Genomic DNA, 22445 nt, shown 5'->3' with positions numbered 1-22445 from the left:
CGTTCAGTGTCCGGCGTCTGACAGCGCGCTGTCTCCGCGCAGCAGAGACAGATTGAGCAGGTCGTGATGGCGGCCCAGCCAGAAGCCCGCCTGGCGGGCGCGGCCTTCCGTCTTGAAGTCCAGCCGTTCCAGCAGTTTCAGCGAAGCCTGGTTGTCCGGATGGACCTGGGCCTCGATCCGGTTCAGCGCCATCTGTTCGAAGCCCCAGGCCAGCGCGGCGCGCAGCGCCTCGCTCATCAGGCCTTGCCCTTGCCGGCCGCGCGCCAACTCATAACCTAGCGTGCAGCAGCGCCAGCCTGGGTTCCATTTGAACAGGCCGACGCTGCCTATCAACGGGCCGCCTGCGCGCAGCGCCAGTCCCCAGCGCGTGCCGGGCGCCGGCAGGTTTCGCCAGCCGGCAAACTTCTCCACCATCTGCCGGGCTTGTTCCAGCGTGGAGATCGGGTCGGTGCCGAACCAGCGCATCGCGTCGGCGTCGCTGTGGATGCCCAGCAGCGCCGGCGCGTCGTCCATCGTGATTTCGCGCAGCGTCAGGCGCGGGGTATGCAGGGCGGGGAAATCCATCAGCTCTCCTTGGTAGGACAAGTAGATATATCCTGAACGCCGCCCATCTTCAAGCCATGCCGGCATGGTTGTTCGCGTCCAGATGATATCGGTATGATGAATGCCTTCGTCACCGATTGCGGAGTCTTGCCTATGCCCACCTTGTCCACCCTGCTGCTGTTCTCGCTTGCCTGTCTCGCGCTGGCTGCCACGCCCGGCCCCGACATGTTGCTGATCGCCAGCCGCAGCGCGGGGCAGGGGCTGCGCGCCGGCTTCGCCACGCTGTTCGGCATCCTGCTGGGCACTTATTGCCATGCGCTGCTGGCGGCGCTGGGCCTGGCCCAGCTGTTCGTGATGGTGCCGGTGGCCTACGACGCGGTGCGCATCGCCGGCGCCGCCTACCTGCTGTACCTGGCCTGGACCACCTTGCGCAGCAAGAGCGTGTTGCGCGCGGCCGATCCCGCCGCGCCCGGCCGGCCGCTGGCGCGCATCGCGCTGCAGGGGCTGACCACCAATCTGCTGAATCCCAAGATGGCGCTGTTCGTGCTGGCGCTGTTTCCGCAGTTCGTCGAGCCGCAGGCCGGTCCGGTGGCGCTGCAGATCATGCTGCTGGCCACGGTGCTGAACGCGGTCGGCTTCGTCGTCAACGCGCTGGTCATCGTCGCCAGCAGCCGGATGGGGCGGATGCTGGCCGGCGGCAGCGGCGGGCGCTGGCCGCAGTATCTGCTGGCGACGGTGTTCGGCGGCCTGGCGATGCGGCTGCTGGCGGCCGGCCAGCGTTGAGCGTGGGGAGAGATATGGAAGAAATCGAACGGAGAGAGCCGGCGCTGACGCCGCGCGACAAGGCGACTCGGGCATTGCTGGCCGTCGCTACGGCGTCGTACGCCGGTTTCAGTTACTGGCGGCGCGACTTCTACATGCCCGCCAAGCATGGCCCTGGCATGCATCTGCATGGCTGGGCGAGCAATATGCTGGAGGCGGCCTTGTTGATCGCCGCGTTGCTCCTGCTGTTGCCATTGGTGACGCAGCGGCCGGATGTGATGCGTTGGCGGCGGCCGTTGAGCACCTTGGCTTGGGGCGTGTTCCTGTACGGTCTGTTCGGTGGCCTGCTGCTGCAAGGCTTGTCCGGCGATGGCGTTTACGACGTCGAGGCGCTGCTGTTGGCCCTGCTGCCGGGCGCGTTGGCCGTGCTGCTGGGGCGGATGCCGACGATTGAGGCGTATCGCGACAAACGCAAGCAGGAGCGGCAGTCAATGCAGGCGCAGATGCCCATGCCAGCGGCGCTGGGGTGGCTGGCGGCGGTGTTTCTGGGCCTGCTTGGCCTGGTGTTGGTGCTGATCGCCTTGTTGCTGCTATGGGGAGGGACGTATGTCGCGGCGGTGGTGCTGTTGTCGATCGGGGTAGCGCTGCTGGTTTGGACCCGATTCATCGTCAAGCGCCAGCGCGCGCGGTTAGCGGGCTAGCATCGTTTACTAGTGCCGCCGGCAATCGGCGGCAGCGCTGTCGCTGGTGATATGGCTCGGGGCATCGGCCTCTGCATGAAAAAAAGGCGGGATCGCTCCCGCCTTTGTCGTTTCCGGTCGCCGCTCCTACTGCTTGACGCAGTCGACGCAGTAGACATTGCGTCCCTGCACCTCGACCGCCACCAGGCCGTGGACGTCGGTCTCGAAGCCCGGCAGCTCGCGGTTGAAGGCCTGGGCGAAGCGCAGGTAGTCGACGATGGTCTTGTTGAAGCGCTCGCCGGGGATCAGCAGCGGGATGCCCGGCGGATACGGGGTCAGCAGCACCGCGGTGACGCGGCCCTCCAGCTGGTCCACCGGCACGCGTTCGATCTCGCGGTGCGCCATCTTGGCGAAGGCGTCGGCCGGGCGCATCGCCGGCTCCATGTCGGACAGGTAGATGTCGGTGGTCAGCCGCGCCACGTCGTGCTTGGCGTACAGGCCGTGGATGCGCTGGCACAGGTCCTGCAGGCCGACGCGTTCGTACTGCGGATGCTTGGCGACGAATTCCGGCATCACGCGCCACATCGGCTGGTTCTTGTCGAAGTCGTCCTTGAACTGTTGCAGCAGCGAGATCAGCGTGTTCCAGCGGCCTTTGGTGATGCCGATGGTGAACATGATGAAGAAGCTGTACAGGCCGGTTTTCTCGACGACCACGCCGTGTTCGGTCAGATACTTGGTGACGATGGCGGCCGGGATGCCCATTTCCTCGAAGCTGCCGTCCACGTCCAGACCCGGCGTCAGCACGGTGGCCTTGATCGGGTCCAGCATGTTGAAGCCTTCCTCGATGCCGGCGAAACCGTGCCAGCGCTCGTTCGGGCGCAGCGTCCAGTCGGGCTGGTCGCAGATGCCGTCGTCGGACAGATCGTCCGGGCCCCATACGCTGAACCACCAGTCGCGGCCGTATTCCTCGTCGACCTTGCGCATCGCGCGGCGGAACTCCATCGCCTCGACCAGCGATTCCTCCACCAGCGACTGGCCGCCCGGCTGTTCCATCATCGCGGCGGCCACGTCGCAGCTGGCGATGATCGAATACTGCGGGCTGGTCGAGGTGTGCATCAGATAGGCCTCGTTGAACCAGGCGGTGTCCAACTGGCGGTTCTGCGGGTCCTGCACCAGGATCTGCGAGGCCTGGCTGATGCCGGCCAAGAGCTTGTGGGTGGACTGGGTCGAGAAGATCAGGCTGTCCTCGCAGCGCGGACGGCCTTCGCCTATCGCGTGGAAGTCGCGGTAGAAGTCGTGGAAGCTGGCGTGCGGCAGCCAGGCTTCGTCGAAGTGCAGCGTGTCGACCTCGCCGTCGAGCAGGCCCTTGATCTCCTCGACGTTGTACAGGATGCCGTCGTAGGTGGACTGGGTCAGCGTCAGGATGCGCGGCTTGCGGTTCGGATGCTTCTCCAGCATTTCGCGCGCGAACGGGTTGGCCAGGATCTTCTTCCTGATGTTGTCCGGGTGGAACTCGGACTTCGGGATCGGGCCGATGATGCCGTAATGGTTGCGCGTCGGCATCAGGAAGACCGGGATCGCGCCGGTCATGATGATGGCGTGCAGGTTCGATTTATGGCAGTTGCGGTCCACCAGCACGATGTCGCCGGCGGCGACGCAGCTGTGCCAGACGATCTTGTTCGATGTCGAGGTGCCGTTGGTGACGAAGAACAGGTGGTCGGCGTTGAAGATGCGGGCGGCGTTGCGCTCGGACGCCGCCACCGGGCCGGTGTGGTCCAGCAACTGGCCCAGCTCGTCCACCGCGTTGCAGACGTCGGCGCGCAGCATGTTCTCGCCGAAGAACTGGTGGAACATCTGGCCGACCGGGCTCTTCAGGAAGGCGACGCCGCCGGAGTGGCCGGGGCAGTGCCAGGAATAGGAGCCGTCGTAGGCGTAGTCGACCAGCGCGCGGAAGAACGGCGGCGCCAGATTGTCCAGATAGCTCTTGGCCTCGCGGATGATGTGGCGGGCGACGAATTCCGGCGTGTCCTCGTGCATGTGGATGAAGCCGTGCAACTCGCGCAGGATGTCATTGGGAATGTGGCGGGCGGTGCGGGTTTCGCCATACAGATAGACCGGGATGTCCGGGTTGCGGCGGCGGATTTCGGCGACGAAGCCGTACAGGCCGCCGAGCGCCTGCTGCGCCGAATCCTCGGTCTGGAATTCCTCGTCGTCTATCGACAGGATGAAGCCGGCGGCGCGGCTCTGCTGCTGGGCGAACGAAGTGAGGTCGCCGTAGCTGGTGTAGCCGATCACGCTCATGCCTTCCGCCTCCATGGCGGCGGCCAGTTCGCGGATGCCGGAACCGCTGGTGTTTTCCGAGCGGAAATCCTCGTCGATGATCACGATGGGGAAGTGAAAACGCATACCTGAGTCCTTGTTGCTGTTAACTCGGACACTGCAGCGGAGCCGATGGCGTCACCGGACTTTGCCACGGCAATGTCGCTAGGTGCGCGTGGGGCGCAGATCTGTACGCACGGGCTGAAGAACGGGTCTTCGCCGCCGCCCTGGAGGCTGGCCTTGAGGCGCGAATAAAACGGGTCGCTTTGCGCCGCGGTCCGTACCTGGCAACCTGCGGTTGCGTCACGTCAGCCGGCCTGGAGAACATCCCAAGAAGCGCGCATTGTAGACCTTTTGCCTGTCATGTTGTTGTGCGCTGCGGCAGATGCCGCGAAAAAATCGCAGCTTGAACCATGGCCTGGCGCGGGACGGGGTGCGGCCTGGGGGCGGCTCGGTATCGAATGCAGACTAAGCCGCTGTTTTCATTGGCAGTCTGCCGGCGGCGTCCTGTCGCTGTCATCGCCGCCGGATGCCTGCCGCGACTGTTGTTTTTTTCTCCGTTTTTCCAGGTAGAGGCCGCAGGCCTTGAATGCGACCGCAAGGCCGCTGCCGGCCAGCAACAGCACCAGCGGCGCGGCGGCCAGCCAGGGGAAATAGGCGATGGCCAGCGCCAGCGCGCACAGCGCGACGCCTATGCTGAGGAAGGCCGGCGCCTCGCTGCTTTCGACGCTGCGGCTGCCGCGCACGACGGCGCCCAGCGCGTCGCCTATCCGCATCGCCTGGCGCGCGGCCGCGCTCGCGCCGCTGATCGCCATTTCCTTGGGCGTGCCGCGCTGGCGCTTCTCCTGCCGCACCGGCCGCGGCACCGGCCGCCGCCTCTCGTGGCGCAGCACGATCTCGGTGGACTGCTCCAGGTCCTGCAGAAAACGCTGCGCCAGCTCCCCGGCCAGTTCCTCGTCCTCCAGCGCCACGTCCAGCTCGCGGTTGACCAGCCAGCTGGACAGATTCAGATTGGTCGAGCCGATGCGCGCCCAGCGTCCGTCGGCCACCGCGGTCTTGGCATGTATCATCGGCCCGTTCCATTCGAACACCCTGACCCCGGCCTCAAGCAATGGGCGATACTGGGTGCGCGATACGGTGGCGATCCAGCGGATGTCGCTGGAGCGGGGCACCAGGAGGCGCACGTCGACGCCGTCGCGCGCCGCCTGCTGCAGCGCCGACAGATACAGGCTGGTGGCCATGAAGTAGGCGTCGGTCAGCCAAAGCGTGCGGCGGGCGAAACTGGCCACCAGCAGGTCCAGCCGCATCATCCTCGCTGTCGACGGCGTGGTGGCGATCAGCCGCGCGGAGGCGGGGCCGCAGAGCTCGTCGCTGGACGCTTGCAGCCAGCCGTCATCCAGCGGCTCGCCGCAACTGGCCCAGCTATCGGCGAAGGCCGCCAGCGCCGGCGTCAACAGCGGCCCCTCCAGCGCCAGGCCGGTATCGCGCCATGGCGCCAGGCCCTGATCCGGCCTGCCCTGCCAACTGGCGCTGATGCACAGGCCGGATACGAACAGCTGGCGCCGGTCGACGATGATCATCTTGCGGTGATTGCGGCCCAAGAGGCTCAGGCCGCCGCCCAGGCTGGGCGGATGGTAGGCGCGCACCTGGCCGCCGGCCTCGATCAGCGGCTTGAAAAAGCCGGCCAGATGGGCGCGCCAACTACCCAGCCAATCATATAGCAGACATACCTGGATGCCCGCTTTCGCTTTTTCTACCAACAAATCACGAATTTTCAGGCCAAATTGGTCATTGGCGAAAATATACATTTCAATGAAGACCGAATCGCCGCTGCCGGCGATCGCGGCCTCCCAGGCAGGGAAGTTGTCGGCGCTGTCGTACAGCAGTCGCACCCGGTTTCCGGGCACCAGCGGGGCGCCGGCTGAGCGCGACAGCGCCTGTTCGGCCAGCTGACGGACGAACTGCAGCGTTTGCAATGACTGGTCTTCGTGGGTCATGGTGTTTTTTGAATTTTGTCTTACAAAATACAAAATATTGCGAAAAATGCGGCTTTGTATCCGTTTTGATACCTGCGACCCTGTCGCTTTTTTGAAAATAAAAGTCTCAAAAAATCAATAAATCCGTCAATTTCAGGTAGGGAAATTACATTAATAATCAATAAATTGAATCTTAAGTGGTTGAGTTTGAATGATTGTTGCACCGCAGCGGCGTGTCTTGCGGCTGCCGGGATCTTGCCCTTAGAATCAAAGCCATCACTACAAAGTATAAATAGGCAGAGAAATGGACAGACAGAGCCGACTGCAGGGCACATTGTATAAACCGGAATTCGAACAGGACAGCTGCGGCTTCGGTCTGATCGCCCAACTGGACGACAAGCCCAGCCACTGGCTGGTGGCCACCGCCATCTCGTCGCTGGCCAAGCTGACCCATAGAGGCGCGGTGGCGGCGGACGGCAAGTCTGGCGACGGCTGCGGTCTGCTGTTCAAGAAACCGGACGGCTTTCTGCGCGAAGTGGCGGGCGAGGCCGGCATCGCGCTGAAGTCAGTGTACGCCGCCGGCCTGGTGTTCCACCACCCGGACCGGGCGATAGGCGAGCGCAGTCTCGCCCGGCTGCGCGAGCAGCTCGAGGCGCAGCAACTGGACGTGGCCGGTTTCCGCGCGGTGCCGGTCGACCATGCCGCCTGCGGCGAGACCGCGCTGGCGTCCCTGCCGGCCATTTCCCAGGTTTTCGTGAACTGCCCGTTCGGCATGGACGAGCTGGCCTTCCAGCGTCGGCTGTACATGGGGCGCCGCTTGGCCGAAAAAGCCAACCGCGACGACGATCCCTGTTTCTACCTGCCGACGTTGTCGCCGCACACCCTCTCCTATAAAGGCCTGGTGACGCCGGAGAACCTGCCGCGCTTCTTCCTGGACCTGGCCGATCCGCGCTTCGAATCCAGCCTGGCGGTGTTCCACCAGCGCTTCTCCACCAATACCTGGCCGCAGTGGAAGCTGGCGCAGCCCTTCCGTTTCCTCGCCCACAACGGCGAGATCAACACGGTGCAGGGCAACCGCAACTGGGCGCGCGCCCGCGAGCGCATCATGGCCTCGCCGCATCTGGACATGGACGCGGTCCGCCCCATCGTCCAGACCGACGGTTCCGATTCGATGAGCCTGGACAATATGCTGGAGGGGCTGCTGATGGGCGGCATTCCGCTGTTCCGCGCGCTGCGCCTCCTGGTGCCGCCGGCCTGGCAGAACGTCGACAGCACGGACAAGGACCTGCGCGCCTTCTATGAATTCAACTCGATGCACATGGAGCCCTGGGACGGTCCGGCCGGCATCGTGCTGACCGACGGCCGCTACGCCGCCTGCATGCTGGACCGCAACGGCCTGCGACCGGCGCGCTGGGTGCTGACGAAAGACAATATCCTGACTATCGCTTCGGAAGTGGGCGTCTGGGATTACCGCGCCCAGGACGTGGTCCGCAAAGGCCGGGTCAAGCCGGGCCAGCTGTTCGCCGCGGACCTCGCCAGCGGAGAGCTGCTGCTGCCCGAATACATCGATGCGATGCTGAAGAGCGCCAAGCCCTACCGGCAGTGGATCAAGGACAGCGCCAAGTATCTGGAACTGTCGATAGAGGACGACGCAGGCGTCGAACCGTTGTCCGGCGACGAATTGAGCCGGCTGCAGAAGCTGTTCAACTTCAGCCGCGAGGAGCGCGACCAGATCCTGCGCGTGCTGGCCGAGGACGGCCAGGAGGCGGTCGGTTCCATGGGCGACGATACGCCGATGGCGGTGTTGAGCCAGAAGGTCCGGTCGCCGTTCGACTACCTGCGCCAGCAGTTCGCCCAGGTGACCAATCCGCCGATAGACCCGATACGCGAGGCGGTGGTGATGTCGCTGAACACCGTGTTCGGCCCGGAGCGCAATATGTTCGAGGAGAGCGCCGAGCACGCGAAGCGCCTGGAAGTGCGCAGCCCGGTGCTGAGTCACGAGAAGTTCGTCCGCGTCACCACCCGGCCCGAGCCTTATCTGAAGGCCACCAATTTCGACCTGTGCTACGACCCGGCCGAGACCACGCTCAGCGAGGCGATTGCCTGTCTGAGCCGCCACGTGGTGGAGGCGGTGGAAGAGGGCACGGTGGTCGTGGTGCTGTCCGACCGCCACGCCACCGGCGAGCGGCTGCCGATACACGCGCTGTTCGCCACCGGCGCCGTGCACCACGCGCTGATCGACGCCGGCCTGCGCTGCAAGACCAATATCGTCGTCGAGACGGCCGCGGTGCGCGACGCGCACCAGATGGCCTGCGTGATCGGCTACGGCGCCACCGCGGTCTATCCGTATCTGGCCTACCAGTCCATTCTGGAACTGGTGAACAACGGCGAGGTGGGACTGAAGCCGAACGAGGCGCTGCAGCACTACCGCAAGGGCATCAACAAGGGTTTGCTGAAGGTGCTGTCCAAGATGGGCATCTCCACCATCGCCTCCTATCGCGGCGCGCAGCTGTTCGAGGCGGTCGGCATCCACGAGGAGGTGGTCGAGCTGTGCCTGAAAGGCACGGTGTCGCGGGTGTCCGGCGCCAATTTCGCCGATTTCGAGGCCGATCAGAAAAAACTGGCCAAGCTGGCGTTCAACCCGATGCGCGGCCTGAACCAGGGCGGTCTGCTGAAATATGTGCACGGCGAGGAATACCACGCTTATAACCCCGACGTGGTGCAGCTGCTGCAGAAGGCGGTGCAGAACGGCGACTACGACGCCTATCTGCAATACGCCGAGACGGTCAATACCCGGCCGGTGGCGATGCTGCGCGACCTGATGCGGCTGAAGCCGGCCGGCGAGCCGGTTCCGCTCGACGAGGTGGAGCCGGTGGAAGCCATCGTCAAGCGTTTCGATTCGGCCGGCATGTCGCTGGGCGCCTTGTCGCCGGAGGCGCACGAGGCGCTGGCGATCGCGATGAACCGGCTGGGCGGCCGCTCCAACTCCGGCGAGGGCGGCGAGGACCCGGCGCGCTACGGCACCGAGAAGATGTCCAAGATCAAGCAGGTGGCGTCGGGACGCTTCGGCGTCACGCCGCATTATCTGGTCAATGCCGAGGTGCTGCAGATCAAGGTGGCGCAGGGGGCCAAGCCGGGCGAGGGCGGCCAGCTGCCCGGCGACAAGGTGTCCGGCCTGATCGCGCGGCTGCGCCACGCGAAGGAGGGCGTCAGCCTGATCTCGCCGCCGCCGCATCACGACATCTATTCGATCGAGGATCTGGCGCAGCTGATCTTCGACCTGAAGCAGGTCAACCCGACGGCGCTGGTGTCGGTGAAGCTGGTGGCCGAGCCCGGCGTCGGCACCGTCGCCGCCGGCGTGGCCAAGGCCTACGCCGACCTGATCACCATTTCCGGCTACGACGGCGGAACCGGCGCCTCGCCGCTGACCTCGGTCAAGTACGCCGGCTCGCCGTGGGAGCTGGGCCTGTCCGAGGCGCAGCAGGTGCTGCGCGCCAACGGCCTGCGCGGCCGGGTGAGGGTACAGACCGACGGCGGCCTGAAAACCGGCCTCGACGTGGTCAAGGCCGCGATACTCGGCGCCGAGAGCTTCGGTTTCGGCACCGGTCCGATGGTGGCGCTGGGCTGCAAGTATCTGCGCATCTGCCATCTGAACAACTGCGCCACCGGCGTCGCGACCCAGGAGATCAAGCTGCGCTCCAAATACTTCACCGGCCTGCCGGAGATGGTGGTCAACTACTTCCTCTTCATCGCCCGCGAGACCCGAGAGTGGATGGCCAGGCTGGGCGTGCGTTCGATGGAGGAACTGATCGGCCGCATGGACCTGCTGGAGGCGCTGGACGGCGAGACCGAGCGCCAGGGCCGGCTGGACCTGGCGCCGCTGCTGTCGCTGGGCACGGTGCCGGACAGCGAGCCGCGTTTCTGCGTGCAGGACAGCAACCCCTCGTTCGACAAGGGCGAGCTGGCCGAGCAAATCCAGCGCGACGCGTTGCCGGCGATACACAACCGGCAGATGCTGGAGCTGGCGTATCCGATAGAAAACACCCACCGCTCGATAGGCGCCCGCCTGTCCGGCGAGATCGCCCGCGTCCACGGCGCGGCCGGCCTGCCGTTCGGCTGCCTGAAGGTGAAGTTCTCCGGCAGCGCCGGCCAGAGTTTCGGCGTGTGGAACGCGCCCGGCCTGCATCTGGAGCTGGAAGGCGACGCCAACGATTACGTCGGCAAGGGCATGGCGGGCGGCCGCGTCACCATCTATCCGCCGAAGGATGCCGGCTACAAGGCGGGCGAGTCCATCATCATCGGCAACACCTGTCTGTACGGGGCCACCGGCGGGCAGCTGTTCGCCGCCGGCATCGCCGGCGAGCGTTTCGGCGTGCGCAACTCCGGCGCCTTGGCCGTGATCGAGGGCGCCGGCGACCACTGTTGCGAGTACATGACCGGCGGCACCGTCGTCGTGCTCGGCGAGACCGGCTACAACTTCGGCGCCGGCATGACCGGGGGCTTCGCCTTCGTCTACGACCCGAGCGAGAAATTCGCCTACCGCTACAACAATGAGTTGATCGACATCCATCTGATCAACGGCGAGGCGATGGGCATGTACCGCGCCTTCCTGCTGGAGAAGATCGCCAAGCACGTGGAGCTGACCGGCTCGGAGACCGGCCGCGCGATGCTGCAGAACTTCGACGACTACGTCGACTACTTCTGGCTGGTGAAGCCCAAGGCCGCCAAGCTGGAAAGCCTGCTCAAAGACTAAGCGCTGCCTGAATCGATACGCGGCGGCGCCCGGAGGCGCCGCCCCATCCCAGCGGGAGAGAACAAGATGTCCGATGTATTCCAGTTCATGAAGTTGTCGCGCAACCCCGGCGACAAGGTCGACGCGGCGGTCCGCAAGGTCGAGTTCAAGGAAATCTACCAGCCGCTGCACGCGGTGGACGCCGCCGACCAGGCAGGCCGCTGCCTGTCTTGCGGCAATCCGTATTGCGAGTGGGAGTGCCCGGTGCACAACTACATCCCCAACTGGCTGAAGCTGGTCGAAGAGGGCCGGCTGTTCGAGGCGGCGGAATTGTCGCACCAGACCAACAGCCTGCCGGAGATCTGCGGCCGCGTCTGCCCGCAGGACCGGTTGTGCGAAGGCGCCTGTACGCTGAACCAGGGCGGTTTCGGCGCCGTCTCCATCGGCAGCATCGAGAAATACATCGCCGATGAGGCGTTCAAGGCCGGCTGGCGGCCGGACATGTCGCGGGTCATCGCCAGCGGCAAGTCCGTCGCCGTGATCGGCGCCGGCCCGGCCGGCCTCGCCTGCGCCGACGTGCTGGCGCGCAACGGCGTCAAGGCGGTGGTCTACGACCGCTACGAGGAGATCGGCGGCCTGCTGACCTTCGGCATCCCCGAGTTCAAGCTGGAGAAGGCGGTGGTGCGCCGCCGGCGCGAGGTCCTGGAGGGCATGGGCGTCGAGTTCGTACTGAATACCGAGATCGGCAAGGACATCCCGATGGACAAGCTGCTGAAGAAGCACGACGCGGTGTTCATGGGCATGGGCGCCTATCGCTATATGCGCGGCGGTTTTCCCGGCGAGGACAGCCCCGGCGTGATGGAGGCGCTGCCCTATCTGGTCAACAATATCCGCCAGAGCCTGGGCACGCTGCCCAAGGACGAAGCGGCGCTGTCGATGCGCGGCAAGCGCGTGCTGGTGCTGGGCGGCGGCGACACCGCGATGGACTGCAACCGCACGGCGATACGCCAGGGCGCCAGGAGGGTGATCTGCGCCTATCGCCGCGACGAGGTCAATATGCCGGGCTCCAAGCGGGAGGTGGCCAATGCCAGGGAGGAGGGCGTCGAGTTCCTGTGGAACCGCCAGCCGCTCGCGATTGAGCCGATGATAGGCGGCACGCTGGCGGTCAAGCTGGCGGAGACCCGCCTGGGCGAGCCGGATGCCAATGGCCGCCGCAGCGCCGAGGTGGTGGCGGGCAGCGAGGAGATCGTCGAGTGCGACCACGTCATCGTCGCCTTCGGTTTCCAGGCCGAGGCGGCCGGCTGGTTCGAGGCCCTGGGCATCGCCACCGCCGCCAACGGCCGCACGCTGGCGCCGGCGCGCGGCAGGCATGCTTACCAGACCAGCCATCCGAAGATCTTCGCCGGCGGCGACATGGTGCGCGGCGCCGATCTGGTGGTGCGCGCGGTGCATGACGGCCGCCAGGCGGCCGAAGGCATTCTCGGCTATCTGGACATCATCTGATCGCCATTGCTTGAAAAGCCCCTGTCGCTTGCGCGACAGGGGCTTTTCATTGGACGGCGGAGCGGCTCAGTCGAACTTGCTGCTGCGCGACAGCGAAATCTTCACATAGATCTTCTCGCCGTTTTCCTCGTAGTAGGCAAAGCCGCGGTTGCCGAAAGTCCGGGCGCGCATGCGGTTGATCAGCTCGCGGGCGCTGTAGTCGCGATCCAGGTCGATCCGGTCCAGTCCCTCGATTTCCTTCTTGCCGTGGTAGACCGCTCCGGCCTCGTTCTGCAAGGTCGGTGTGATGCGGCCATGCTTGATGTCGTCCCATTTTTGCTGGAACAGCGCGATGATTTCCTGCTGCAGCCGATCGTAGATGTCTTTTGCGGTGTCGGTCGGTGCGATCGGTACCTCTTTCTGGGCCCAGATCGAGCCGGTGTCGGCGCCGTCCTCTATCTTGTGCAGCGTGACGCCGGTCTTGCTGCCGTCGATCAGGCTGTGCACATGCGGGAACCAGCCGCGGTTGATCGGCAGCAACGCCGGGTGGAAGTTGACGGTGATCGGCGCCGCGGTGAAGGCTTCCTTGCCCAGCAACCAGGGCCAGTAGACGCAGATGATGGCGTCGAAGTCCTGGGCGCGGAACCACTGGATATGTTCGGCGTCCTGTATCGCCGCACGGCCGACGAAGACCCGGTCACTGTCGATATTGAGGGCTTCCGCGATGGCGCGGTCGTTGTCGGCCTGTTCGCCGGCGAGGTAGAGCGCGGCCACGGTGTCGGTCGCGTGATTGGCCGCCAGGTATCGTGCGATCTGCAAGCCTGGATAGTGATTGGCGAACAAGGCTATCTTGAACTGGTTTTTCATGATCATGATCCTGTGGTGGTTCATCGATACAGTTGGCGATATGGCTTTGTGGCGGTGCTGCAATCGGGCGCGGGCTACGCTTAGGCAAGCGGCGGCGGCGTCGCCGCCCGCGGTCGCGCCGGAGGAGGGGATCCGGCGAGTGCGTTCTGTTTCCGATACTGGTGAATCCGCGATAACAGAAACAGGATGGCGAAGCTGGGGAAGGAGAACAGGAATGGCGTGAAAACGCCCTGCAGCAGGCCCAGCGCCAGGAACACGTTCAGCCGCAGCGGCAGCAGCGACAGCAGCAGCAGCGCCACGCCGACCAGACCGTACTGGCCCAGCGTTCCCAGATAATCGCTTTCCGAGCCCAGCCGGCTGCCGAACAGTGCTTTCAACGGCGAGGCGTTGAAGTTGCCGATGATGCTGTTGATATTGTCCACCCGGTCGTTGAACGAGCCTATCGAGTTGCCGCCGTTGACGGTATCCATCAGATGCTCGATTTTCAGCGTCAGAAAATCGTTGACGGAGGCGGTGGCCAGCAGCAGGACCGGCAGCAGCACGGCGATGATAGGGTTCAGCGCGGCCAGGCATAGCGCGAACGCCATCGTGGCGCTCAGCGACGCGGTCTGCAGCGACACCAGCGTGCAGCCGACGAAATGCAGCAGGTCGGACAACTTTCTGCCGTCGCGGAAGCGGAGATAGTGGTGCAGTGCGAAGCCGGACAGGATGATCCCGGCGTTGTTGGGCCCGCCGAAAGTGGCGACGACCCGCAGTTCGCCGCCGTAGGAGTGGGGCGAGACGACGATGCCGGCGATCTCCAGCGCGCAGGCGAAATAGCTGATCCAGCTGATCAGCCGGATGTGGCGATCCCAGTCTATCGTCGCTATCCGGATCTTGTAGCTGATGGCGATCGACAGCACGAAGGTGCCCAGCGCGATGACGGCGGGCAGTTGCGGCGACAGCAGCACGCAGTAGCAGAAGAAGGCCAGCGGCATCACCAGTTTGCGGTTGATGCTGGGCGAAGACGCGATCTGGGCGACGAGAACCAGCACCAGCACCGCGCGCAGCAGTTTGAACCAGGCCGGTATCGCCTCTTCGACGCTGCCGTAGGAGCCCCATTGCAGCAATGTGGCGGGGTACCAGTAGAGGCAGATGAAGTAAAAGTAGAACAGCGTCAGTTTTCTCATGCCGTCGCGCCTTGTGTCGGTTTGCCTGGCCAGCCGCCTGCGGTCACATCTTGACGCCGATGCCGCCTTCGATCGAGAACTGGAGCTTGCGGAACAGCGCGAAGCCCAGCCCGGCATAGCTTCCGAAAATGCAGATGAAGGTGGTCAGCAGCCAGGGCAGGAACTTGTGGGTCAAGCGCAGCTTGCGCAGTTCGCAGAACAGCTCCAGTGTCGCCCTGCGGCCCTGGGCCGGCATCATTTCGAAGATGTGGAATGATTGCCGGCCTGCGATTTCATTGCGCATGCTGCGGTAGAGGCCGGCATGCCCCCCGGCGTCGACGTCGGCGGCGATACGCAGCAAGCCGGCCCACATCTTTGCGCGACCCTTCGGGCGGTAGGAGCCTGGAATGTGGACGTCTTTCTCGTGTTCGGCGGAACCGAACAGCGGCGGATTGCCTGCCCTGCCGCCGACGATGGAGGCGAAGATATAGCCTATTCCGGTTTCGTAGTAGGCGAGGCAGGCCAGATAGAACTGGTAGTACAGCGAGCCGTCGTAGCGCGTGGTCGCCTTGGCGTTGGCCCAGTCGCGCTTGATGATCAGGCCGCCGACGAAGCCGCAGAGCCGGAACACCAGATTCGGCGTCGAGTTCGACGGATTCACCACGCAGTCTTCGCCGCGCAGCCAGGTCGTGTTGATGATGTCCCGCGGCGATGAGGAAAAGCGGCTGTAGGTGCGGGACACGAAGGCGATGCCGGGGTGGGCATCGATGAAGCGCCGGGACTCGGCGATGGCGTTGGCGTAGATGACATCGTCGTCGCCTAGGATCAGCACGTAGTCGCTGGACGCCTGCTGCAGCAGATTGCGGATATTGCCGTCGTAACCGAGATTCTGCTCGTTTTCGACATGGCTCAGCTTGCAGGCGGTGGCGGCGAAGGCCTCTCGGAAGCTGCCGACCACGGCCGCGATCTCGTTGCGTCGCGGTGAGCGGTCTTCGCAGATCAACAGCTCGTCGGGCAGCTCGTCCGCGCCGAGCACCGACTCGATCAGCTCCCTCAATTCATTCGGACGGGAGAACGATGGTACCGCTACGGTAATGGTGGTCATGTCGATTCACTCGAAGTAACGAACAACCTTGGCCGGATTGCCGGCGATCAGCGCCGGCCTGTCTGTCTGCAGTTTGACGACGGCGTTGGCGGCGACGATGGAGCCGGCCGCGATGCGGCTGCCGGCCAGGATGACGGCCCCATCGCCTATCCAGCAGCTGTCGCCTATCGCGATCTCGGCGATGTCGTCCAGCGGCCGTCGGCCGGGCGGTATCCGGCAGCTGTCGGCATCCAGCCTCGCCGTGCCGTGGGAATGGTCGCCGATATAGATCTTGCTGCCCAGCAGGCAGTCCCTTCCTATCTCTATCCGCGAGACGGCGCTGATATGGGTCATGTCCGATATCATCACGCCGTCGTTCAGCACGATGGCGGGCTGGAACGACTGCGCGCCGTAGCGGACGACGGCCTCTATCCAGCAGAAGTCGCCGATGCAGACCCGCTGGCCGGTCCGGATCGCCGTGCCGCCATAAATCTTGTTGTGGCGGCCCAGGCGATGAAAGGATACCTGGCGGAGCGGCCCGGACAGCCGGCCGCGGAGCCGCGGCCCGGCGCGCCGGAAAAGTAACTCGTTCAGTTGGGCCAGGAGTCGCATGATGGGCTCACCGATGTGGGACGGCTGTTTTGTCGAGCACGGCATCGACGGCGTCGACGATGGATTGCGCCGCGATCGCATCCAGACATTTGACAGTCTCGAACTGGCAGCGGGACGGAACCACTCCGAGGTAGTTCTTCAGACAGGGGCGGCAGGGCAGACTGGTTTCGACGGCGATCGATTTCGGGTTGGCCGATCCCCATTTCCGGTACAGAGCCGGGCCGAAGATGCCGACGACGGGGACGGACTGGCTTTCAGCCACATGCAGCAGGCCGCCGTCGTTGCCGACGAAGACGTCGATGGCCGAATGAAATAGCCAGGTCCATTCCTGCAGGCTCAATTCTCCTATCAGATTGAACAGTTGAGTCGAAGAGGCGGGAAAGACGGTTTTCAGCTCAGCCTCGTCCGGGCCGCCGGCAATGACGATGGCACAACGGTTGCGCAGGCTCTCTATCACTTGCAGGTATTTAGCCGAGTCCAGTCGACGAAAGGCGGCGTTACGGCTTGAGCCGGGATAGAACGCCAGTACCGGCAAGCCAATGGAACGGATCCGGACGGCGATCTCCCGCAGCCGGTCCGATGGTTGAAAGCCGGACAGCAGTTCCGGCAGGTCGAAGCGGACGGGTGCTGCCGATGGAATCGAATACTCGGCCAGGACTCGGGCGATCAGACGATGAAACATATCGGTTTCATTGATGTCGGGATCGTAAGGAATCTTGATTGTGAAAGCCGAACCTTTCAACGGAGCCTCAAAGCCGGCATTGACTGCGCCGAAGTGGGACAGTAATTCCGATACGCGATAATACTGATCAAAATCGATAATAAGATCATATTTTCTCAAGGACAGAAAAATACGAAGGCCGGAGGTGAAAATATTCCGTATAGATGTCTGGAGAATAATGATCTTGTTGAGAAATGGCAGTCCTGAGAAATAGGACGGATTGCTGCGATTGGTCGTCAGCCATTCGATGCGGGCATCAGGAAAGGCTATGGATAATTGGCGCACGGCGGGGAACATGCATAAGGCATCGCCCATGGCGGATAACTTGATGATTAGTATCCGGGAAGGCGGCGCTGCATGGTGGCGCATGGTTTTGGGGGAAAGTCGACTCACTATCGTAGCCAATAGTTTATCGAAAAATTTCAATGTTTTGAGTTTCATTTACAAACCTGGTTCTCTATCTCCAGTATCGACTGAACTTTTTTCAAGACCTGTGATGGAGAAATGCTCTTCATGCAAACATTATCGGCGCAGGAATACATTTTGGATTTGACGCCATCCAGCGAATTATAACATGGGGAGCAGGAGGTTTGGGAATGGATGTAAAACTGTTTATTCCCCAATGGCAAGAATGCGCTGACTGCTGTCGGACCATACAGGCCAATCGAGCGGGTTTTCAATGCCGCAGCAAGATAGAGCAGGGCGCTATCATTGCCGATATAAAGCCTGGCGCGTTGAATGATATGGGCGGCTTCATGAAAATTTATTCTATTGACCATATTGATGACAGGGGTGTTACAATTCTGCTCTATCAGGTCGGCAATCGCTTTTTCCCGGTCCCCATTTCCCAGTAGTATGACGGGAAGGTCAAGGCTGTTTATTAGGGTGATATAGTTGCTTGTTGGCCAAATCTTGTTGTCGGCTGGCGCATGCGGATTTCCACCGCATGGGTTGACGGCGATATAGTTGGCGGGCAATACGGATAGCTTGGCTAAATCGACCTTGTTGGTATCTATATAGAACTCAAGCGAGGTGGGGTTGCCATGTATCAGATCCGCTTTGCGCAGCAGCTCGACTTCTTGCATGGTGCGATTGCCCTTCATGGTGAATTCCATAGAGCAGTCTAGAATATTCCACTCCTGTCTCGAAAAACCGATCAGTCGCTTGATTCCGGCAGCCTTGCACAGGAGCTGAAAGCGGATGTTTCGATGCAGTATGATGGCTGTGTCATAACGTTCCCACAGCATTTTCCACCATAGCACCGTCAGAATCTTCAAATCTCGCAGTATTTTTCCGGATGGGACCAATTCGATAATATGTTGTTTGTCGATGTGGCGATTGCTTTCCGTCGCGACGGAACACTGTTTCATGACCAAATGGTGCAATTGGCATTCTGGATGTTCATCTTTGATCAGATGAAAAATTGGACTGCTGGCCAATACATCTCCTAATGCCGATAACTTGATGATGAGTATCTTCATGAGAGCACCACACCCCAGGTAATGAGTCGATCACGGTCTTATGATTGATACAGTGTATTTTTTCGTATGTGGCAAATCGCTTTGACGAAAATTTTCGATGCCAGATTCTTGTATGACAATAATGGGCGTACGAAAAGACGATAAGAGAAAAGCTCTTTGAATGCAAAGTCGAATGCGGTTAAAGGGTTTTCTTTTTTAAAATCGCTGGCGCTGCCGTAAAAGAAACTGGCCAAGAACCACATTGCGGACGTTAATATGACTTTTCTAATTTTTGGCTCATCGATAAGAAAATGATCCAACATGGTTTTTATATTGGCGCCGAATACCTCGAACAAGCGGTATCCGCCGGTATTGTTGGGCTCGGCAGCGATCAGACATTCCCGGCTGCAGGCGAACAGCGAACCTTGCTCCAGCAGCGGCAGTACCCAGGCCAGTTGAGGGATATAAGTGCCGTATATGATTTTGAGCGGTGGCTTGTCTGCCGAGACCAGCAGGGCTTTCCTGAAGATGATCGCCGAGATGAAGGTAAAATAGACGCCGATGTTGCGGGCATAGTCGAGCCGGGATGTGTGATAGTCGAAGGCCTGGCCCCTGGCACGGTTGTCGGCTATGGCGGCGGCGGTGCAGGTCTCGCTTTTCAGGTAGACGATGGCGGGAGCCCGATTGCTCAGAACGGCGACCACGCTGTCCAGCGTCTGCTCATAGACATATTCGTCGTCGCCCAATACCCAGCCGTAAATGCCGTCCACCTGTTCGAACGCCTTGACCGCGTTGGCGTCGGCGCCGATGTTTTCTTCATTGCGGATATAAGTCAGCGCGTGACCTGCCGACTGATAGTCGCGGCACAATTGGCCTGTGCCGTCGCTGGAGGCATTGTCTATCACGGATAGCGTCACGGTTCCCTGTTGGCGGGCGATCGCGGGCAGCAGCGCGTCCAGCAGGCGTTTCAGATATTTTTCCCGATTGAAGGTCGGGATGCAGATCGACAGCAGTGCCTGTTCCATTTCAGCGCTCCATGGTTTTTTTTCTATTGAAGCCAATATAAATATAGCTGGAGTAGCCCAGGCCCACGGTGCAGCAGACCAGCGCATAGGCGACGAGCATTTCGCCGACGGAGCCGTGCCGGATCAGGTAATAGCTGGAGCAGGAGATCAGAACGGCGAGAATGATGGCGTGTTTCAGATACAGTTCGATCTTGTGGGCGCGTATATACGAGGCCTGCAGGAAGACGATGTGGCTGGCCAGCGAGGCGAGCAGCAGCGGCAGCAGTTCGACCGGCGCGAGCAGCCGGCCGGCGAAAGCGACGTCAAGCTGGCGCATCGCGAGCAGCAGTCCGAAGAACAGGCAGTGCAGCGTCAGCAGGACCGCGGCCGATTGCGCGCAACTGCTGCGGAACAGCGCCCGCAGTTCGTCGCGCCGCCCATCGGCGATCAGCATGCCGAAACGCGGCAGTTTGGTGCTCAGCCAGGCGCTGGCGACGGTGGAAAGCGTGGTGACGATGCTCAGCGACATGCCCAGCCGGCCCGCGGTCTCGGAGCCCTGGTAGCGGAAGGCCAGCGGCGTGAACAGCTGCGAGATGAAATAGCCGCTGAGCCAGCTCAGCGCGATCCGCCATTGCATCGGCCAGATTTCGTCGCGCCAGGAAATCCTGTCGTCGCGCGGGCCATGGCGCAAATCCTCCCGCAGCGAGCGCAGCAGCGGCGCGTAGTGGCGCAGCAGCCAGTGGAAGCCGGTCGCGGCGGTGAGCAGTGAAATGGCCGCGGCGGCATAGAGTTTGCCGCCATTGAGCAGCACGATCCAGCCAGCGGTGTAGGCGACGACGGATTGCAGCAGGCGCAGGGCGCTGACGGCGGCGATCAGTCCGCTGCCCTCCAGTAGCGCCAGCAGCGGACTGAGAAACAGGTTCAGCGTCGCGCCCAGCGTCAGCAGCGCCCAGGGCGCTCGCCAGAGCACCTCGGTCTGCGGCGCCGAGTTGGAGAAGAAGGCGTAGCCGGCGGTATTGAGCAGCAGCACCGTCAGCAACGAGATGACGCCGTACCATTTGATCGCCAGCCGGAACAGCGACAGCAAGCGCCGGCGGGCTTGAGGGTCGCCGACCAGATCGCCGCCCCGCCAGTGCAGCCTGGCCATCTCGTGGCTGGCGAACTGGGCGATGATGCCGCTGAAACCGAGTTCAAAGAAGATCTGCAGCGCCAGAATGCTTGAGAACGTGTAGTAAAAACCCTGTTCGGCCTTGTTCAGATGCGTCGAAATCAGATACAGCGTCGCGAAGCCGGCCAATACCGTCCAGCTTCGGTTCAACAGGACGAATATGATGGCGCGGTCCAGGCCCAGCGTCTTCTTCAGCGCCAGGATCATTACAGCCCGCCCAGCCGGTTCAGGGTTTTCTGGCTGCCTACCTGGCCGAATATTTCCGTCGACAGCGCGCGGTTGCGCACCTTGCCGGCCAGGCCGGCCGAGGCGGCGGCCTCCAGCAGCCAGCTGCCGAAGCCGGCGTCGTGGATATGGTCCTCGACCGTGATCACCTCGCCCCATCCGGACAGCCGTTCGGCTTGCTGCGGTTTCGACCCCATGCCCCACAGCGGCATCGAATGCAGCGAGTGGCCGGCGTAGGCTGGCGTGTCCAGCCATTCCAGCGCGCTGGACACGGCTGCGCCGGTGGACAGCAATGTCGCCGCACCGTCGCGAAGGGAAATGGGCAGCCAGCGGCCCGGCGCGACATCCGGCACTTCGCGGTGCAGGCAGGGTTCGCCGGCCTTGCCCAGACGCAGATAGGACGGTCCGGGGTGGCGCGCCAGATAGCGAAGGCAGGCGCGTACCTCCATCGGGTCGCCCGGCGCGGCGATCAGCATGTTCGGCATCATCCGCAACAGGCCGTAGTCTTGCACCGCGTGGTGCGAATAGCCGAGATTGCCGTAGGCCAGACCTCCGCCGACGCTGACGACGGTGACCGGCAGCTTGTGGTAGTCGACGTCGTTGCGGATCTGCTCGGCGCAGCGGAAAGTCGGGAAGTTGGCGATGCTGTAGACGAATACGTGGCAGCCTTCCGACGCCATGCCGGCGGCCATGCCCATCATGTTCTGCTCGGCGATGCCGGCATTGATGAAACGGTCGGGAAAACGCTCGGCGAATGGTTCCACCACGGCATAGCCGAGGTCGCCGACCATCAGCACGATGTCGTCGTGAATTGTGGCCAGCTTGACCAGCTCGTCGATGAAGGCGTTACGCATATTGCACTCCCAGTTCCGCCAGCGCCTGCCGCAACTGCTGCGCGTCCGGGCTGCGGTAGTGCCAGTCCACGCTGTTTTCCATGAAGCTGACGCCCTTGCCCTTGACGGTGCGGGCGATCAGCGCCGTCGGTTGGCCGCGCACCGCGGCGGCGGCGGCGAAGGCCGCGTCCAGCGCCTGGTGGTCGTGTCCGTCGACGTCGAACACGCGGCAGCCGAAGGCCTCCAGCTTCCGGTCCAGCGGCTCCAGCGCCAGCGTGGCCTCCACCGTGGTCAGGCTCTGCAGATTGTTGCGGTCTATGATGGCGACGACATTGTCCAGTCCGTGGTGGGCGGCGAACATCAGCGCCTCCCAGTTGCTGCCTTCGTCCATCTCGCCATCGCCGAGCAGCACATAGTTTTTCCAGTGCTGGCGGCGCAGCTTGGCGGCCATCGCCTTGCCGACCGCGAACGGCAGGCCGTGACCCAGAGAACCGGTGGAGAACTCGACGCCGCGGACCTTGTGGCTGATGTGGTTCATCAGCGGCGAGAAGTCCTGGCCGTAGCTGGCGATTTCGTCGCGGCTCAGCACGCCGATTTCGGCCAGCGCCGCGTAGACGGCGACGCAGGCGTGGCCCTTGCTGAGGATCAGGCGGTCGCGCTCCGGATCGTCGACCTTGGCGGGGTCGAAGCGCAGGCGGCCGCCGTACAGCACCGCCAGGATGTCGGCGATGGAGAGCGCGCCGCCGATATGCGAGGCCCGGGCGGCATGGACCATGCGCAAGGCGGTGGCGCGTATCTCGCGGGCCAGGGCGATAGCGTGTTCCATCGC

General features: G+C 63.1%; 17 protein-coding genes. 4 read left to right on the top strand and 13 right to left on the bottom strand.

What is annotated here, in order from left to right; translation table 11 throughout:
* Positions 1-3 precede the first annotated feature (3 nt).
* On the bottom strand, positions 4-564 hold the full coding sequence (locus tag WNM05_RS20445) for a GNAT family N-acetyltransferase (protein WP_434630415.1): 561 nt from the start codon (positions 562-564) through the stop codon (positions 4-6).
* Between the two features lie 132 nt (positions 565-696).
* Here WNM05_RS20445 and WNM05_RS20440 point away from each other — a divergent pair, with 132 nt between their 5' ends.
* Together WNM05_RS20440 and WNM05_RS20435 are read left to right on the top strand one after the other, a co-directional pair.
* The gene (locus WNM05_RS20440) at positions 697-1326 is read left to right on the top strand and encodes a LysE family translocator (RefSeq protein WP_434630412.1); all 630 of its coding nucleotides are present in this window, start codon (positions 697-699) and stop codon (positions 1324-1326) included.
* A 14-nt stretch (positions 1327-1340) separates the two neighbouring features.
* The gene (locus tag WNM05_RS20435; protein WP_434630409.1) at positions 1341-2006 is read left to right on the top strand and encodes a hypothetical protein; all 666 of its coding nucleotides are present in this window, start codon (positions 1341-1343) and stop codon (positions 2004-2006) included.
* Between the two features lie 126 nt (positions 2007-2132).
* Here the strand turns inward: WNM05_RS20435 and WNM05_RS20430 are convergent, their stop codons facing one another.
* A complete protein-coding gene (locus WNM05_RS20430; protein WP_434630407.1) occupies positions 2133-4391 on the bottom strand; it encodes an Orn/Lys/Arg decarboxylase N-terminal domain-containing protein in 2259 nt (752 codons plus the stop codon).
* A gap of 395 nt (positions 4392-4786) precedes the next feature.
* Positions 4787-6301, bottom strand: a complete 1515-nt coding sequence (locus tag WNM05_RS20425; RefSeq protein ID WP_434630404.1) for a phospholipase D-like domain-containing protein — start codon at positions 6299-6301, stop codon at positions 4787-4789.
* Between the two features lie 283 nt (positions 6302-6584).
* Between WNM05_RS20425 and gltB the strand changes: the two genes are divergently transcribed.
* Both gltB and WNM05_RS20415 read left to right on the top strand, forming a co-directional pair.
* On the top strand, positions 6585-11033 hold the full coding sequence (gene gltB, locus WNM05_RS20420) for a glutamate synthase large subunit (RefSeq protein WP_434630401.1): 4449 nt from the start codon (positions 6585-6587) through the stop codon (positions 11031-11033).
* A gap of 66 nt (positions 11034-11099) precedes the next feature.
* Entirely contained in the window at positions 11100-12515 is a 1416-nt protein-coding gene (locus WNM05_RS20415; protein WP_434630398.1) for an FAD-dependent oxidoreductase, read from the top strand.
* A 66-nt stretch (positions 12516-12581) separates the two neighbouring features.
* Here WNM05_RS20415 and WNM05_RS20410 read toward each other — a convergent pair whose 3' ends face one another.
* The 10 genes from WNM05_RS20410 to WNM05_RS20365 form a co-directional block, all read right to left on the bottom strand.
* A complete protein-coding gene (locus WNM05_RS20410) occupies positions 12582-13361 on the bottom strand; it encodes a formyltransferase family protein (protein ID WP_434630395.1) in 780 nt (259 codons plus the stop codon).
* 80 nt (positions 13362-13441) lie between these two features.
* Positions 13442-14530 carry a hypothetical protein gene (locus WNM05_RS20405; RefSeq protein WP_434630394.1) on the bottom strand — a complete coding sequence of 363 codons (1089 nt, stop codon included), beginning with the start codon at positions 14528-14530 and terminating at the stop codon, positions 13442-13444.
* Between the two features lie 43 nt (positions 14531-14573).
* A complete protein-coding gene (locus tag WNM05_RS20400; RefSeq protein WP_434630391.1) occupies positions 14574-15614 on the bottom strand; it encodes a glycosyltransferase family 2 protein in 1041 nt (346 codons plus the stop codon).
* 6 nt (positions 15615-15620) lie between these two features.
* Positions 15621-16205: a hypothetical protein gene (locus WNM05_RS20395; protein ID WP_434630389.1), complete on the bottom strand. Its 585-nt coding sequence runs from the start codon at positions 16203-16205 to the stop codon at positions 15621-15623.
* Between the two features lie 7 nt (positions 16206-16212).
* A complete protein-coding gene (locus tag WNM05_RS20390; RefSeq protein ID WP_434630386.1) occupies positions 16213-17367 on the bottom strand; it encodes a glycosyltransferase family 9 protein in 1155 nt (384 codons plus the stop codon).
* Complete coding sequence (locus WNM05_RS20385) at positions 17364-18407, bottom strand: glycosyltransferase family 9 protein (protein WP_434630383.1); 1044 nt, start codon at positions 18405-18407, stop codon at positions 17364-17366. Before WNM05_RS20385 ends, WNM05_RS20390 begins: the two co-directional genes overlap by 4 nt.
* A 38-nt stretch (positions 18408-18445) precedes the next feature.
* Positions 18446-19411, bottom strand: coding sequence for a glycosyltransferase family 2 protein (locus WNM05_RS20380; RefSeq protein ID WP_434630380.1), 966 nt, complete (start codon positions 19409-19411; stop codon positions 18446-18448).
* Position 19412: 1 nt separating this feature from the next.
* Complete coding sequence (locus tag WNM05_RS20375) at positions 19413-20765, bottom strand: hypothetical protein (RefSeq protein WP_434630377.1); 1353 nt, start codon at positions 20763-20765, stop codon at positions 19413-19415.
* Positions 20765-21637 (bottom strand): transketolase family protein, encoded by an 873-nt coding sequence (locus tag WNM05_RS20370; RefSeq protein ID WP_434630375.1) that lies wholly within the window; start codon positions 21635-21637, stop codon positions 20765-20767. The genes WNM05_RS20375 and WNM05_RS20370 overlap by 1 nt, the downstream gene beginning before the upstream one ends.
* The gene (locus tag WNM05_RS20365) at positions 21630-22442 is read right to left on the bottom strand and encodes a transketolase (protein ID WP_434630372.1); all 813 of its coding nucleotides are present in this window, start codon (positions 22440-22442) and stop codon (positions 21630-21632) included. The genes WNM05_RS20370 and WNM05_RS20365 overlap by 8 nt, the downstream gene beginning before the upstream one ends.
* Positions 22443-22445 lie beyond the last annotated feature (3 nt).

Origin of the sequence: Chromobacterium sp. CV08 (assembly GCF_051129845.1) — a bacterium.
Classification (GTDB): Bacteria; Pseudomonadota; Gammaproteobacteria; order Burkholderiales; family Chromobacteriaceae; genus Chromobacterium.
The sequence above is the reverse complement of the archived record's forward strand: the minus strand, read 5'-3'. Positions and strand labels throughout refer to the sequence as shown.

Bases quoted from the DNA above. Each gene is read 5' to 3' on its own strand.
- WNM05_RS20445 (WP_434630415.1), bottom strand. From the start codon at position 564: ATGGATTTCCCCGCCCTGCATACCCCGCGCCTGACGCTGCGCGAAATC.
- WNM05_RS20440 (WP_434630412.1), top strand. From the start codon at position 697: ATGCCCACCTTGTCCACCCTGCTGCTGTTCTCGCTTGCCTGTCTCGCG.
- WNM05_RS20435 (WP_434630409.1), top strand. From the start codon at position 1,341: ATGGAAGAAATCGAACGGAGAGAGCCGGCGCTGACGCCGCGCGACAAG.
- WNM05_RS20430 (WP_434630407.1), bottom strand. From the start codon at position 4,391: ATGCGTTTTCACTTCCCCATCGTGATCATCGACGAGGATTTCCGCTCG.
- WNM05_RS20425 (WP_434630404.1), bottom strand. From the start codon at position 6,301: ATGACCCACGAAGACCAGTCATTGCAAACGCTGCAGTTCGTCCGTCAG.
- gltB (WP_434630401.1), top strand. From the start codon at position 6,585: ATGGACAGACAGAGCCGACTGCAGGGCACATTGTATAAACCGGAATTC.
- WNM05_RS20415 (WP_434630398.1), top strand. From the start codon at position 11,100: ATGTCCGATGTATTCCAGTTCATGAAGTTGTCGCGCAACCCCGGCGAC.
- WNM05_RS20410 (WP_434630395.1), bottom strand. From the start codon at position 13,361: ATGAAAAACCAGTTCAAGATAGCCTTGTTCGCCAATCACTATCCAGGC.
- WNM05_RS20405 (WP_434630394.1), bottom strand. From the start codon at position 14,530: ATGAGAAAACTGACGCTGTTCTACTTTTACTTCATCTGCCTCTACTGG.
- WNM05_RS20400 (WP_434630391.1), bottom strand. From the start codon at position 15,614: ATGACCACCATTACCGTAGCGGTACCATCGTTCTCCCGTCCGAATGAA.
- WNM05_RS20395 (WP_434630389.1), bottom strand. From the start codon at position 16,205: ATGCGACTCCTGGCCCAACTGAACGAGTTACTTTTCCGGCGCGCCGGG.
- WNM05_RS20390 (WP_434630386.1), bottom strand. From the start codon at position 17,367: ATGAAACTCAAAACATTGAAATTTTTCGATAAACTATTGGCTACGATA.
- WNM05_RS20385 (WP_434630383.1), bottom strand. From the start codon at position 18,407: ATGAAGATACTCATCATCAAGTTATCGGCATTAGGAGATGTATTGGCC.
- WNM05_RS20380 (WP_434630380.1), bottom strand. From the start codon at position 19,411: ATGGAACAGGCACTGCTGTCGATCTGCATCCCGACCTTCAATCGGGAA.
- WNM05_RS20375 (WP_434630377.1), bottom strand. From the start codon at position 20,765: ATGATCCTGGCGCTGAAGAAGACGCTGGGCCTGGACCGCGCCATCATA.
- WNM05_RS20370 (WP_434630375.1), bottom strand. From the start codon at position 21,637: ATGCGTAACGCCTTCATCGACGAGCTGGTCAAGCTGGCCACAATTCAC.
- WNM05_RS20365 (WP_434630372.1), bottom strand. From the start codon at position 22,442: ATGGAACACGCTATCGCCCTGGCCCGCGAGATACGCGCCACCGCCTTG.